The 14,075-nt window shown below is 68.4% G+C and carries 11 protein-coding genes; 8 read left to right on the plus strand and 3 right to left on the minus strand.

Going from position 1 to position 14,075, the window contains the following annotated elements; translation table 11 throughout:
- The first annotated feature begins 242 nt into the window (after positions 1-242).
- The 3 genes from BS329_RS12655 to BS329_RS12665 all read left to right on the plus strand — a co-directional run bounded on the left by BS329_RS12655 (position 243) and on the right by BS329_RS12665 (position 4,162).
- Positions 243-2,048, plus strand: coding sequence for an ABC transporter family substrate-binding protein (locus BS329_RS12655; protein ID WP_076159679.1), 1,806 nt, complete (start codon positions 243-245; stop codon positions 2,046-2,048).
- 181 nt (positions 2,049-2,229) lie between these two features.
- Positions 2,230-3,246, plus strand: coding sequence for an ABC transporter permease (locus BS329_RS12660; protein ID WP_076160260.1), 1,017 nt, complete (start codon positions 2,230-2,232; stop codon positions 3,244-3,246).
- Positions 3,239-4,162, plus strand: coding sequence for an ABC transporter permease (locus BS329_RS12665; RefSeq protein ID WP_143252983.1), 924 nt, complete (start codon positions 3,239-3,241; stop codon positions 4,160-4,162). Before BS329_RS12660 ends, BS329_RS12665 begins: the two co-directional genes overlap by 8 nt.
- Before the next feature lie 168 nt (positions 4,163-4,330).
- On the opposite strand, the gene BS329_RS12670 is transcribed toward BS329_RS12665, so the two are convergent.
- Positions 4,331-6,112: an ABC transporter ATP-binding protein gene (locus BS329_RS12670; RefSeq protein ID WP_076159683.1), complete on the minus strand. Its 1,782-nt coding sequence runs from the start codon at positions 6,110-6,112 to the stop codon at positions 4,331-4,333.
- A gap of 195 nt (positions 6,113-6,307) precedes the next feature.
- Here BS329_RS12670 and mshB point away from each other — a divergent pair, with 195 nt between their 5' ends.
- The 3 genes from mshB to BS329_RS12685 are packed head-to-tail and all read left to right on the plus strand — an operon-like array spanning position 6,308 to position 8,374.
- Positions 6,308-7,150: an N-acetyl-1-D-myo-inositol-2-amino-2-deoxy-alpha-D-glucopyranoside deacetylase gene (gene mshB / locus BS329_RS12675; protein ID WP_076159685.1), complete on the plus strand. Its 843-nt coding sequence runs from the start codon at positions 6,308-6,310 to the stop codon at positions 7,148-7,150.
- Positions 7,147-7,572: a hypothetical protein gene (locus BS329_RS12680; protein ID WP_076159687.1), complete on the plus strand. Its 426-nt coding sequence runs from the start codon at positions 7,147-7,149 to the stop codon at positions 7,570-7,572. The genes mshB and BS329_RS12680 overlap by 4 nt, the downstream gene beginning before the upstream one ends.
- Entirely contained in the window at positions 7,565-8,374 is an 810-nt protein-coding gene (locus BS329_RS12685) for a hypothetical protein (RefSeq protein ID WP_076159688.1), read from the plus strand. Before BS329_RS12680 ends, BS329_RS12685 begins: the two co-directional genes overlap by 8 nt.
- Here BS329_RS12685 and BS329_RS12690 read toward each other — a convergent pair.
- On the minus strand, positions 8,358-9,119 hold the full coding sequence (locus BS329_RS12690) for a site-2 protease family protein (RefSeq protein ID WP_076159691.1): 762 nt from the start codon (positions 9,117-9,119) through the stop codon (positions 8,358-8,360). The genes BS329_RS12685 and BS329_RS12690 overlap by 17 nt on opposite strands.
- A 171-nt stretch (positions 9,120-9,290) precedes the next feature.
- On the opposite strand from BS329_RS12690, the gene BS329_RS12695 reads away from it, so the two are divergent.
- The gene (locus BS329_RS12695) at positions 9,291-9,674 is read left to right on the plus strand and encodes a WhiB family transcriptional regulator (RefSeq protein WP_007028952.1); all 384 of its coding nucleotides are present in this window, start codon (positions 9,291-9,293) and stop codon (positions 9,672-9,674) included.
- A 135-nt stretch (positions 9,675-9,809) separates the two neighbouring features.
- The gene (locus BS329_RS12700) at positions 9,810-13,091 is read left to right on the plus strand and encodes a glycosyltransferase family 2 protein (RefSeq protein WP_076159694.1); all 3,282 of its coding nucleotides are present in this window, start codon (positions 9,810-9,812) and stop codon (positions 13,089-13,091) included.
- Positions 13,092-13,546: 455 nt separating this feature from the next.
- Here BS329_RS12700 and BS329_RS12705 read toward each other — a convergent pair whose 3' ends face one another.
- On the minus strand, positions 13,547-13,978 hold the full coding sequence (locus BS329_RS12705; RefSeq protein WP_076159697.1) for a metallopeptidase family protein: 432 nt from the start codon (positions 13,976-13,978) through the stop codon (positions 13,547-13,549).
- Positions 13,979-14,075: the final 97 nt, after the last annotated feature.

The raw sequence follows: 14,075 nt of genomic DNA on the forward strand, positions 1-14,075 counted from the left end.
ACGTTCGAGTGGCTGATCGATTCCTCAAGGTAACCACTGTATTTCTCGATGTCAGCCGCAAGTTACCCTTTGGTCACGATCGCCCCGGAACTGGTGACTGTTCGTGCATTTCCTTTCTAGCGTGCACCCGCAGTGCGCCAAATGAGTGTTGCTTGGCGTGTCATAAGCTCCGGGCCATCTCACCGGAGCGGTGTGGGGTCCTGTTCCGATCTCAGGAGCCCAGTGCTAGGAGGGCACACTTCATGAGGAAGTCCAAGGCAGTCTCCGCCTGGTCGCTGGTCGCGGCCTCCGCGCTTGTGCTGAGCGCATGCAGCGGTGGCGACAGCGGCAGTCCCGACCAGAACGGGTCGTCGACCGACATCAAGGCCATGGCGCTCGGCAAGGCGCAGAACGGCGAAAACTTCAAGCTCGCGGACACCCCGGGGTACGAAGGCACCGTCACGGTGGGCATCGACGACGGGTACTCGGGCTACAACAACGACACGCCCGACACCAACACGTCGTACAACAACTACATCCTGACCACTGTGCTCTCTGGCTCCCTGGTGCTCGACGGCAACAACAAGGTCTTGATGAACAACGACGTGCTGGACTCCTGGACTGTCACGTCGAAGTCGCCGCAGGTCGTCGAGTACAAGATCAAGCCGAACGTCAAGTGGTCCGACGGTCAGGCTTGGGACTGTGACGACTTCTACCTGGCCTGGCTGTCCCACAGCGGCAAGGCCAAGACCGCGGACGGCAAGCAGGCCTTCCTGTCCGCCTCGACCACCGGCTACCAGCTGATCGACCAGGCGACCTGCAAGGACGACCTGACGTTCGAGACCAAGTACACCGAGCCGTACCTCGACTACAAGGGCCTCTTCGGCCCGCCGGCCATGATGCCGGCGCACGTCCTCGAGGCGCAGACCGGCATCGCGGACATCACCAAGCTGGCCCCGACCGGCGACGGCGCCGAGTTGAAGAAGGCAGGCGACTTCTGGACGAACGGCTGGAAGGGCTTCAAGGCGGACGTCATGCCCGCCTCCGGCCCGTACAAGATCACCGCGTTCGACGCCAACCAGAAGGCCGTCACGCTCGAGAAGAACCCGAGCTGGATCGGTGGCAAGGGCGGCCCCTCCAAGATCGTCGTGAAGGCGATGGAGGACACCAAGGCCATGGCGACCGCGCTGCAGAACGGTGAGATCGACGTCGCCGCTTCGACCCAGCCCGACGCCACCGCCGCCGGCACCCTGAAGGGCCTTTCCGCTCAGGGCGTCACCTACGGTTCGGCCTCGCAGCTGACCTTTGAGCACATCGACCTGAACTACAAGCGCATGTTCAAGGACAAGAACCTGCGCAAGGCGTTCTTCGAGGTGGTCAACCGCCAGGAGATCACCGACAAGCTGCTCAAGGAGGTCCAGGCCGACGCGACCCCGCTGAACAGTGTCGTGTTCATGCCGGGCGAGCAGGGCTTCAAGGACCTGTACGGCAGCAAGGCCGGTCTCGGCGCCGACGCCGCGGCCAAGACGCTGACCGACGCCGGTTGGGTCAAGGGTGGCGACGGCATCTTCGCCAAGGACGGCCAGCGCGCGTCGTTCAAGATCTCGCACAACCAGAACGCCCGCCGTCAGCAGACCGTCGAGATCATCATCTCGCAGGCCAAGGCCGCCGGTATCGAGATCACGGACGACCAGGACGCCAACTTCCTGAAGGGTGGCCGCCTGGCGGCCAGCGACTACGACGCCGCGCTCTTCGGGTGGTCGCAGCAGCCGTTCAAGGCCGAGGCGAAGTCGATCTACATCACCCGTGTCGACGACAGCAGCCAGAACTACCAGGGGCTGTCCAACTCGACGATCGACTCCTCCTTCGAGGCGGCCGTGAAGGCCACCGACGAGGCTTCGCAGGTGGAGAACTACCAGAAGGCGGACCAGGCGATCGCGGACGAGTACGCGACGCTCCCGCTGTTCCAGACCCCGTCCATGTGGGCGTTCAAGGGCATCGACCGCACTTACATGCAGTCGTACAACGGTGTCCTGTGGAACGCCGGTGAGTGGGAGCAGAAGAAGTAGGGCTTCCGCCCCGCTTTTTCACCACTCGCTTACGCGATCCTGGTGGTAGGGGGCCCGGCCACAAGCCGGGCCCCCGTACCCGCCGGAAGTAGCTGTTGACCGTAGGGTTACCGCCACTACGGTGGACAACCGGGCAGCGGTCCAGCACTTCGGCGGCCAGGCCCGGATGAGGAGCAGTTCGTTGAACCTGGTGATCTACATTCTTCGCCGTCTGGCGATTTCGATTCCCGTCCTGCTGGTCGGGACCTTTCTGTGTTTCATCATGGTCGCCGGCACCGGCGACCCGCTCGCCGAGCTGAAGAGCAACCCGGCCATGAACCCGCAGGTACTCGCGGAAACGGCCTCGCGGCTCGGGCTCGACCAGGGCATCATCCCCCGGTACTTCTCGTGGCTCGGCAACTTCATCACCGGCGACTGGGGCGTTTCCATCGCGCAGGGCAACGCGCAGGCCCCGGTGTTCCCGAAGGTCATCGCCGCGTTCGAGGTCACCTTGAAGCTCGTCGTCGGAGCCGAGATCCTCGCGCTCATCCTCGGCGTTCTCGTCGGCGTGGTCGCGGCGGTCAAGCAGTACTCGATCCTCGACTACGTCGCCACCACGCTGGCCTTCCTGCTGTTCTCGATGCCGATCTTCTGTGTCGCGATCGTGCTGAAGGGCTACGCGATCCAGTTCAACGGCTGGGTACGGGACCTGGGACTGTCCGATGTGCTCGGTAATCCCTGGATTCGCACCACGAGTCCGGAATCGCTGAATTTCGACGGTCCAGGCGGTTTCCTGGCCAGTTATGTCGGCGCGTATCTGCTGCCGACGTTGTCCATCATGGCGATCAGCTTCGCCGCGTACAGCCGGTTCCAGCGCGCTTCGATGCTGGAGACGCTGAACGCGGACTACGTGCGGACGGCGCGCGCCAAGGGACTCGCCAACGGCCGGGTCATCTTCCGCCACGCCTTCCGGAACGCGCTCATCCCGGTGACCACCCTGTTCTCCGTCAACTTCGGTGCCGTGCTCTCGGGCGCGATCATCACCGAGACGGTGTTCAACTGGAACGGCATGGGCAAGCTGCTCGTAGAAGCCGTGATCAAGAGCGATACCCAGGTGATGATGGGGTGGCTGGTGCTCATCGCCGGCAGCATCATCATCGCCAACCTGATCGCCGACCTGATGTACGGCATCCTGGACCCGAGGATTCGCGTTGGCTGACTTGAATTCCCTTATCGCGGCGGATTCCGCCGAAGGCAAGGTCGCACCCGAAGCACTACCGGAGCCCCGGAGCCAGGGCAAGCTGGTCCTGCGTAAGTTCCTGCGTCACAAGCTCGCGATGGTCTGCACGGCGATCCTGCTGCTGCTCGTGCTGACCGTGATCATCATGCCGATCTTCTGGCCGTACAGTTACGAGGACAGCTCCTTCCCGTCCTTCGCCAAGCCCAACGGGGACTACCCGCTCGGGACGACGCAGGTCGGCAAGGAGATGGTGTCGCAGATCCTGCGCGGCACCCAGTACTCGCTCCTGATCGCGCTCATCGTGTCGATCGTCGCCACCACCATCGGCACCGTCTTCGGCGCCATGGCCGGCTACCTGCGCGGCTTCACCGACTCGGCGATCTCGCGCGTGACGGACCTGTTCCTGATCGTCCCGCAGATCGCCGCCGCCGCCATCCTGGCGAAGGTGTTCGGTGGCGGTAGCTGGTACATCGTCGCGATGGTGCTGGCGGCCTTCGGCTGGATGCCGATCGCGCGGATCGCCAGGGCCGAGTCGATGTCGCTGTCCCAGCGTGAATTCGTGGACGCGGCTCGCGCGTCCGGTGCCGGGACGCTGCACATCGTGTTCAAGCACCTGGTGCCGAACATGGTCGGCCTCATCACGGTCAACGCGACCCTCGCGATCGCGCAGGCCGTGCTGATCGAGGCGGCGCTGTCCTTCATCGGGCTGGGGGTGCAGCTGCCGGACACCTCGCTCGGCCGCGTCATCCTCGAGAACTACTCGCAGCTGCAGAACCGGCCGGCGTTGTTCTTCGGCCCGTTCATCGTGCTGGTGCTGATCTCGCTGACGATCAACTTCATCGGTGACGGCCTGCGGGACGCCTTCGACCCGCGGCAGCGGAAGATGAAGGCGTAACACCCGCTTCACGTGTGAAGGCCCCCTTTCCCTCGGCTGTGCCAAGGGAAAGGGGGCCTTCTCACGTCCGCCCGGGGGGGCGTGGCGTCACTTGGGGCCCAGGTGTACAGGAAGGCCCCTTTCCTTGCATCCAGCGCAAGGAAAGGGGCCTTCCTGTACTTCCAGAGGTCAGTCGGCCACGGGGGCGAGCTTGCCCGCCTCCCAGGCCGCGCGCCGCTCGGCCTGCAACACCGGGTCGGCGACCGGGGCGGCCGAGAGCAGACGGCGGGTGTAGTCCTCGCTCGGCGAGTGCAGCACCTGGTCACGCGTGCCGACCTCGACCAGCTTGCCGTACTGCATCACCGCGACGCGGTCGGCCAGCAGGTCGACGACGGCGAGGTCGTGGCTGATGAACAGGCAGGCGAACTGCAACGAGCGCTGCAGGTCCAGGAACAGGTCCAGCACCCGCGCCTGCACCGAGACGTCCAGCGCCGAAGTCGGCTCGTCCGCGATCAGCAGCGCCGGGTCGAGCGACAGCGCCCGCGCGATGGCGACGCGCTGGCGCTGGCCGCCGGACAGCTCGTGCGGGTACCGGTTGCGGTAGTGGCCGCCGAGTTCGACCTTGTCCAAAAGGGACGTCACGCGCTCGTTCAGCGCCTTGCCCGCCAGGAACTTGTGCAGCACCATCGGCTCGGCGATCGACTCGCCGATGGTCATCTTCGGGTCGAGGGTGGACGCCGGGTCCTGGAACACGATGGAGAAGTAGCGGCGCAGCGGGCGCAGGTCCTTGTTGGACATGTTCGTGATGTCCTTGCCCGCGATCGACACGGTGCCCGCGGTCGGGGTCAGCAGGCGGATCGCGCAGCGGCCGACGGTCGACTTGCCGGAACCGGATTCGCCGACCAGGCCGACGATCTCGCCCTTGGCGATGCTCAGCGAGACGTCGTCCACCGCGCGGTTCTTCGCCTGGCCGCGGCGGCCGGGGTACTCCAGCACGAGGTTCTTGATCTCGAGCGCGGGCGCGTTCTCCTCGATCACGGCCGCGAGTTCGCTGTCCTCGAGCCGGATGTCCTCGGCGATCCTCGAGGCTTCTTCACTGTCGGCGGAGATGCCGCTGTCGTCGAGAAGACGGCGTCCCTCGGGACGCTGGCCGAGCACGGGGACCGCGGCGAGCAGCTTGCGGGTGTAGTCCACCTGCGGCGACGCGAACAGGTCGCGCACCGGCGCCTGCTCGACGATGGTGCCCTGGTACATCACGACCACGCGGTCGGCGAGGTCGGCGACCACGCCCATGTCGTGCGTGATCAGCACGATCGCGGTGTTGAGGGTGTCACGCAGCTTGCGCAGCAGGCCGAGGATCTCCGCCTGCACGGTCACGTCGAGCGCCGTGGTCGGCTCGTCGGCGATGATCACCTTCGGGTCGCACGAGATCGCCATCGCGATGACGACGCGCTGGCGCAGACCGCCGGAGAGCTGGTGCGGGTACTGCTTGAAGCGCAGCGGAGGATTCGGGATGCCGACCATCTCCAGCAGCTCGATGGCGCGCTTGTCGGCGGCTTCCTTCGAGATGTCCTGGTGCGAGCGGAGCGCCTCACGCAACTGCCAGCCGATGGTGTAGACCGGGTTCAGCGCGGTCATCGGCTCCTGGAAGATCATCGCGACCTCGTTGCCGCGGATCTTCTGGAGGTCCTTCTCCTTGAGATCGGCGAGGTTGCGCTCGCCGAGGCGGAGCTCACCCGCGATCCGGCTCGTCTTCGGGAGCAGCCCGAGCACCGACATCGAGGTCACCGACTTGCCGGAACCGGACTCGCCGACCACCGCGACGATCTCACCAGGCTTGACGTCGAATCCGATGCCCTTGACGGCGTCGACCACGCCGCCGTCGGTCGGGAACGAGACGCTCAGGTCGGAGATGGACAGAACCGAACCCGACACGCCGCCGAGGTCCGACGATGCTGCTTCAGTGCTCACCAAGATGCCCTTCGTGGGGGTACATATGGTCACGGCACCCGGCCATGACTGTGTCAACGCGCCCTCGGCGTTAAAGAGTGCCTCGGACGTGCGCGAGGATAACCGAGAGTCGCCCGACTAAGGTCGGTGCTCGGGCCTTCCGTTCCCGACACCCTATAAAGGAATGCGCGCCGTGTTCGAATTAGTCTTCAAGCCGTGATCTCCGATCGGCCCAAATTACTCCTAGTACACGCCCATCCGGATGACGAGAGCATCACCACCGGTGGCACCATCGCGCGCTACGCGGCCGAAGGCGCTGACGTGACCGTTGTCACGTGCACACTCGGCGAGGAGGGCGAGATCATCCCGCCGTCCCTCGACGGCCTCGGTTCGTGGGCTTCCGATCAGCTCGGCGGTTACCGCGCGGGCGAAGTTGCGTCGGCGTGCGCCGCGCTCGGCGTCTCCCGGCACCGGTATCTCGGCGGCATCGGCCGCTGGCGCGATTCGGGGATGGCCGGGACGCCTTCCGCGGCCCATCAGCGCGCGTTCTCCGGGGGTGACATCGAGGAGCAGGCGGCCCAGCTCGCGGAGATCCTCGACGAGGTGCGGCCCCAGGTCGTCGTCACCTATGACGCCTTCGGGGGTTATGGCCATCCCGACCACATCCGCGCGCACGAGATCACGATGGCCGCCGCGCCGAAGGCCGAATCGGTCGAGCGGGTGTTCCACACGGTTTCTTCCCGTGACGCCGTCGCGGCCGGGCTCGCCGCCCTGCGCGGGCGTTCGGCGTTCCGGGTACCCGAAGACGGCGAACTGCCGGTGACGCCGGACGAGACGATCACGACCGTCCTCGACGTCGGCGCGCACATCCCGGCGAAAGCCGCCGCGCTGCGGGCGCACGAGACTCAAGTCAGCGTGCCCGCTCCGCCGCGCCTCGCGGACCACTTCGCGCTGAGCAACGACGTCGCGCAGCCGATCACCCCGAACGAGTACTTCGTGCTCGCCCACGGACCGGCCGACGGCGCCGCCGCGGACCTGTTCGGAGGACTCGCGAAGTGACCGTGCCGTCACAACCGCTGACGCCGGGACGGCGCTGGATGCTGGCGCTGCTGTGCTTCGACGCGTTCCTGCTCGGGCTCCTGGAGCTGTTCTTCCTTCCGCTGCGGCTCGACGGGATCGTGCTGCCGGGGCTCGGCGATGCCCCGTTCCCGGTGACCGTCGTACTCGCCGTGATCACGACACCGCTGCTGGTGAGGACGACCGCGAAAGTGGTCCGGCCCTCCTTTTCGGTGATTCCTCTGCTCGTCTGGGTACTCGTCGTACTGGGGATGGGCGTGACGGGCCCGGGTGGTGATCTGGTGCTGGTACAGGACTGGCGGGCGCTGCTGCTGATCGGCGGCGGGGCGTTGCCGGGCGCGCTGGCGCTGGGCGGAGGCCTTGGCACAGCGGCGAAGGCCGCCAAGGGAGGCAAAGATGAGTGAAGCGATTTCGGATCGCCAGGTCGTGGCGGTGCTGCGGCCGTTCGTCCGCGCCTGCGGTCCGATGGTGGACGCGCTGCGTGAAGCGGATCCGTTCGGCCTTCAGGCCAGGGGACGGCGTGAGGACGCGCTGGAAGGCGTCGAGCCCAAACTGAAGGACAAGCTGCTCGACGGCATCACCTCGGTCAAGGTGCCCGGCACCGCGGCCTGGGCGGAGATGACGAACTACCAGCGGACCGCCTGGTGGGTGAACCGGGTCGGCCGGGTCACCGCGCTGGTCACCGCGATTCCCGGGCTCGGCGGCGCGCTCGCCGACAGGCTGCCGGTGCAGGACGCGCTCGGTTCCGCGTCCCAAGGGATCCTGTTGTGCGCGATCGCGGGGGAGTACGGCGTGACCGACGTCGGCGCCCGCGTGCGGCTGATCGCGTGGGTCCTCTTCGAACGCGACATCGACCCGGCGATCGCCGCGGGCAAGCATGCCGAACACGACAAGGCCGCCGAAGACGACGAAGCGGCGAAGCTCACCGAAGAACTCAACGAGTCGAAAAAGAAGCACGGCAAGATCACCCTGAAGGCCGCCGCGGGCACGCTGTGGCGACTCGGCCGGGGGTTGCTGGGCATCGTCGACGAACTGGAGAAGCGGCCTCGTGGCCGTCTTTTCCACCGGGCGCTCGGGAAGCTGCCGGTGGTCGGCATGGCGGGCGACTACCTCGGCGAGCGGTCCGGCCTCAAACGGGTCTGGAAGCGGGCGCACGAGTGGTTCACCGAGCACCCCGACGGCACCTGGACTACCTCCAGAACATGAACGCGTCCTGACCGTACTGCGAGGCGAGCCTGAAACCGCCGACGGAGTCGAAGAGCACGTAGGACACGTCCCACAGCAACGGGGCGGCTCCCGGCACACCGAACAGCACGGCGAACAGGATGAGCGGCGCCCACGGCCGGGCCTTCGCGCCGAACTCGCGCGCGCCGGGCGAAAGATACGGCTCGACCGCGCCCCAGCCGTCGAGACCGGGGATCGGCAGGATGTTTAGGAGGAACGTGACGATCTGAAGCAGCGCAAGGAACGAGAGTCCGATCACGAGCCCGGACGCCATCGGCACCAACCCGACGACGAGGGTCAGCACGACGCCGACGGCGAGGTTGCTCAGCGGCCCGGCGAGCGACACCCACGACTGGACCCCGCGCGACCGCAGGCGCCCGTGTTCGATCCAGACCGCGCCCCCCGGCAGCGGGATGCCGCCGATGACGAGGAATACCAACGGCAGGACGATGGACAGGATCGGATCCGTGTATTTCCGGACGTCCATGGACAGATAGCCCTTGTGGGCGACGCTGTGGTCGCCACCGCGGAACGCCACGATCGCGTGCCCGAACTCGTGCAGCGTCAGAGACGCCACCCAGCCTCCGGCGACGAGCAGGACCACGCCTGCGATGGTCAGCACGTCGTACTTCTGCGTGAAAATCAGGGTCTGGTCGCCGAAAGCCGCCAGTACACCGCCCAGAACGGTGACCGCGAGGATGCCGAGGAAGATCGGGCTTGGCCGCACTGCTGATCTCTGCACCCCACCAGTCTTCCGTATGCCCGATGTGAAGTTCTCGGCGTGTCCCCTTGCGCTCCCGCGCCCGGGTATCCCCCGAACTCGCTACTCCGCTTGACCTGACCGCACTACACGGGTGTAATCACAGTGATGTCATTCGTCGCTGGAAGGGGGCGGCGGATGGTGTTTCAACACCGCCAGCCTGGGGAGTGCGTGGACAGCGAGGAGGCGGACGTGCGGTTGGAAGCAGATGGAAGGGAATGGGGGCAAGTCGTGGGTTGGGGTGAGGTCCCGGAGCAGCAACTGGGCGATCTCACCGAGCTTTTCGACGATGCCTCCGCGGAAGAGCAGGACTGGCAGGAACGGGCCCTCTGCGCGCAGACGGACCCGGAGGCGTTCTTCCCGGAGAAGGGCGGCTCCACCCGCGAAGCCAAGCGGATCTGCCTCGGTTGCGAGGTCAAGGACGAGTGCCTCGAGTACGCCCTCGCGCATGACGAGCGGTTCGGTATTTGGGGCGGGCTCTCCGAACGTGAGCGTAGGAAACTGAAGAAACGAGCCGTGTGACGGCGATCTCCGGCACCGTCAGTGCGCCGGAGATCGCTTCCTGCCCCGCATCCACATAGTGGGGCCACCAACGGGTGACAGGGTCGCGTCGTAGGGTGGCGGCACTCGACGTCGCCGCCACATCTGGAGTGCCCGTTGTCTCGCACTGCCGCGTCACCTGTGCCGCGTACGGTCCCCGTTCTGGCCATTGTGGTCTGTCACAACGGTGAGAACTGGTTGCCACTGGCGCTTTCCGCGCTGCGGCGCAGCGGTGTCCGGCCCCGGCACGTGCTGGCCGTCGACACCGGTTCCACTGACCGGACCGCGCGAATCCTCACCGATGCCGCCGCGGCCGAAAGGGTCGCGGGCGAGGCGCCGGTCCTCGATGGAATCCTCACGCTTTCGAGTGACGTGGGCTTCGGTGCCGCGGTCGGCGAGGCCGTCGAGCACGCCGTCGAACGCTGGGGTGATCCCGGCGGCTGGGTCTGGTTGCTGCACGACGACTGTGCGCCGGAACCCGACTGTCTCGAGAACCTGTTGACAGCGGCCGAAAACGAGCCGGCGGCGACGGTGCTCGGTCCGCTCGCGGTGGACTGGAGCGACCCGCGGCTGATCGTCGAAGCCGGGCTGTCGACCGACGCCATCGGCCACCGGCAGCAGATCTCGCCCGAGGAGACCGTCACCGCGGTGCTCGCCGTGCCGAGCGCGGGATCACTGGTGCGGCGCGAAGTCTGGCACGACCTCGGCGGCTTCGACCCCGGTTTTCCCTTGCTGCGCGAGGATCTCGACTTCGGCTGGCGGGCCAACGCCGCGGGTGGCCGCGTGCTTTCGGTGCCGTCGGCGCGGCTTCGGCACGCCCGCGCGCTCAGCACCGGGCAGCGGGAACCGGACGTGCTCGGCTTTTCGCTCGCGACGGCGAACCGCGTGCACGGGCTCCGGGTGTTCCTCGTCAATTGCTCCCCGTTGTCGTTCTGGTTCGGCTTGATTCGAATCCCGCTCTTCGCGTTGTTGCGCGCGCTCGCGTTCCTGCTGTCGCGCCGCACCGGCGAGGCGGGCGCGGAACTGGCGGCGACCTGGTACCTGCTGCGTGGTCGCGGCGGCCTTCGCACGGCCCGCGCCGAACGCCGGAAGACCGACCGGCCCGGCGACGTCCGTGGTCTCTTCACCGGGCGGATGACGCGCGTGCGCAACGCGGTCCGCGCCGGTGTCGTCGGCCTCGTCCGGCGCGGCGTCGAACGGGACTTCGCCCTCGGGACCGTGCCGGAGAGCGCGGAGCAGGAGGGCGCCTGGATTCCGCCGGAAGCGTTGAAGTCCGGGCAAGATCGCCCGGTCGGCCCCGGCGCGCTGCCCGCGGGGGCGATGCGCGGGGTCGGGTCGCGGGGGACCGGGCTGCGGCGGCCCAGCGCGATCGTCGCGGTCGCCGTTCCCGAGCGTGTCACCGAGAAACCCGCTCCGGGCAGGCCAAAACCGTCGCCGGTACCGCGTGACGGCGGGCGGCGGCCGGAGCCGGAACTCGTCTTCGTCGAGGTCGACCGGAAACGGGTGCTCAGCGCGACCTTGTTCGCGCCGCCGGTGATCGTGCTCGCCGTGCTGACGGCGCTCGCCTTCGCGGTCAACGGGTCCCGGCTCGGGCTGGACCTCTTCGGCGGGAAACTGCTGCCGGTCGGCGGACTCGGCGAGATCTGGTCGTCGTATCTCGCGCCGTGGCACGCGATCGCCGGCGGGACGGCGAGTCCCGCGCCCGCGACGCTGCCGGTGCTGGGCACCCTCGGAGCGATCTTCACCCCGATCGGGGGGCCCGCGGCGCTGGTCGCGATCCTGCTGATCGGTGACATCCCGCTCGCCGCCCTGAGCGCGTACGCGGCCACTCGGCACCTTCGCGTGCGTCGCTGGGTGCGCGCCGTCGTCGCGGCGGCGTACGGCGTGCTGCCCGCGGCCACGGCTTCGGTCGCTCAGGGGCGGCTCGACGTCGTCGTCGTGCATCTGCTGCTGCCGCTGGTGATCGCGGGCATCGTCGGGCTGCTGGTCCGTGTGGATTCGCGCTGGCTGCACGTCTCCGCGCTGAGCGCGATCGGGCTGGCGCTGATCGGTGCCTTCTCGCCGCTGGCGCACGCGCTGGCGTTGGTCGGGCTGGTGATCGGGTTCGTGGTGCTGCCTTCTCCGACCGGGCTCGCGCGGCGGATCGCGTCGGTCGGCATCGTGGTCTTCCTGCCGCTGGCGCTGCTGCTGCCGTGGCCGAGTGTGCTGCTGCGGCATCCGGAACTGGTGCTGCACGGGCTCGGCGGTGGTGCGACGGCCGCGTCCGGCGCCGATCTCGCCGGGCTGGACCCCGGCGGTCCCGGCGCGTGGCCGATCGGGGTGGTCCTGGTCGCGGCCGCGATCGTCGCGCTGGTGGTCCGGCCGTCGAAGGGCGCGGGCGGCGGTGTCGCGGTCGTCGTGCTGGGCGCGCTCGGTCTGGCGGCGGTGCGGTTCGTGGCGGTGACGCCGATGTCGGGCGGCCCGCACGCGACCGGGTTCGCCGGGGTGCCGCTGCTGGTGATCGGCGCGGGGCTGCTCTGGACGGTGCTGGCCACCTGGCAACGTGGCGGGACCGGGGTCGAACCGGCGCCGTGGCTGGCGAAGGTCACCGCCGTCGCCGGGGTGCTCGTGCTGCTGGCGCTGGCGACCGGTGCGGTCGTCGCCGGCCGGGAAGGCCCGCTGCGATCGGGTGAGCGCCCGTCGCTCGCCGCCGACGACCTGGCTTCCAGCGGACGCTCGGTGCTGGTCGTGGGTGAGCCCGTTCGGCAGACCGGGGGCCGATTGCCGCTCTACGGCGACGACGAACTCGCGCCGACACCCGGCAGCGCGGACCGGCTGGCCTCGTGGCGCCGGGACCTGCTGACCGGCACGCCGGACGCGGTGAAGCAGGCCTTCGCGGCCGCCGCGGCCTCCGGTGTGCTGTACGTCGTGCTGCCCACTGGTGCCGATGGCGGCGCTTTCGTCGAAATCGCGCGTGATTCGGTGGTTCCGGCGGCGCCGACCTCGGACGGGCGACCGGTGCTGCGGCTGCTGCCCGCGGGCGGTCAGGTGGCGCTGATCTCGCCGGAACTGGCGCAAGCTGCCGTGACCGGGAAGGTCGCGCCCGGCGTGTCCCCAGGGGTGGTGCCGGTGCAGGCCGGCTTGCCGGACGTGCGGGTGCGCGTCTCGGAAGGCCCGACCGGGCGGCTGCTCGTGCTGGCCGCGGAGTTCGAGGCGGGCTGGCAGGCGAGCGTGGACGGCAAGGCCGTGCCGATCGTGCGGGCCTGGGGCCACCAGGTGGCGGTCTCGGTGCCTCCGACGCCTTCGGAGGTGGTGGTGGAGCACCAGGGCACGACGCGGAACCTGTTGCTGCTGGCGCAGATCGCGGCGGTGCTGTTCACGCTGCTGACCGCTGTGCCTACGCGGCGGCGACCTTCTTGAGGCTTCTTCGGCGCTTTTCGGGTGTTTTGGTGCTTTCCGGTGCTTTCCGGTGGCCTTCAGGACACTGCTGACTTGCCTCTGCTCGGCTGGCTCCCACTTCCTCCGCCCCGCCGCCGCTCCACCCGATCCAGCTTCGCCGCCGCCTCCGCCCCGCGCCCCACCTCTGCCCCCTTGGCGTCGCTCCGCCTTCGCCCGCTGCCCCCTACTCGAGTGCCCCCAATGCCACATTGGGTGCACTCAACGCCCCCAATGCCACATTGGGTGCACACCCGTCTCCCGCGACGCTCCCCTTCACAGCCCCCAGCAGCGAGTTGTCCACAGCCCGACCCACTTGTGGACAACTTCGCCCCCGATGCCCGTTTCCCCAGGTCCCGTCGGTCCTTGCCGATACGCTGGGCTGGGGACGCCCCCCGGGAAGGGCGGGGGCTGCGCGGAGCGCGGCGAGTGGGTGGGGGTCAGTCGCCTTCGATGACGTCGGGTTCGACGCCGAGGTAGCCCGCGACCTGTTCGACGAGGACGTCGTGGACGAGTTCCGCGAGTTCGCCGGGGTCCTTCGCGCGTGCTTCGAGGGGGCGGCGGTAGAGGACGATGCGGGCACGCGTCGGGAGTCCGGCGCGGTCGACGCCGGCGGGCACGAGCCGCGAGAGCGGGACGGCGCCGTCGTGCAGCACGCCGTCCACTCCGGTCGGTGCGCCATCCGAGCGAACTTCGGGGACGTCGTCGACGGCGACGTCGAGCTTCGTCAGCTCGTGCCGCCACCGCGCTTCGATCGGTTCGAGCGCGTCCAAAACCAGTGCGTCGAACCTTTCCGCCCTGCTGGCGGCGGCGGGAAGGGTCGACGGATACAGCGCTCCGCGCAGGCCCCGGCCGTGCCGGTCCCGGCGCATCCGCCGTCGCTGTCGGGAATCACGAGCCGTCGCCACGAACCGAAGGGTACGCGCTCGGCGAGTCGAAGCGCGTGTCGCCGGTACGCCGCGCCCGCGA

It is taken from the genome of Amycolatopsis coloradensis (assembly GCF_001953865.1).
Taxonomy (GTDB): Bacteria; Actinomycetota; Actinomycetes; order Mycobacteriales; family Pseudonocardiaceae; genus Amycolatopsis; species Amycolatopsis coloradensis.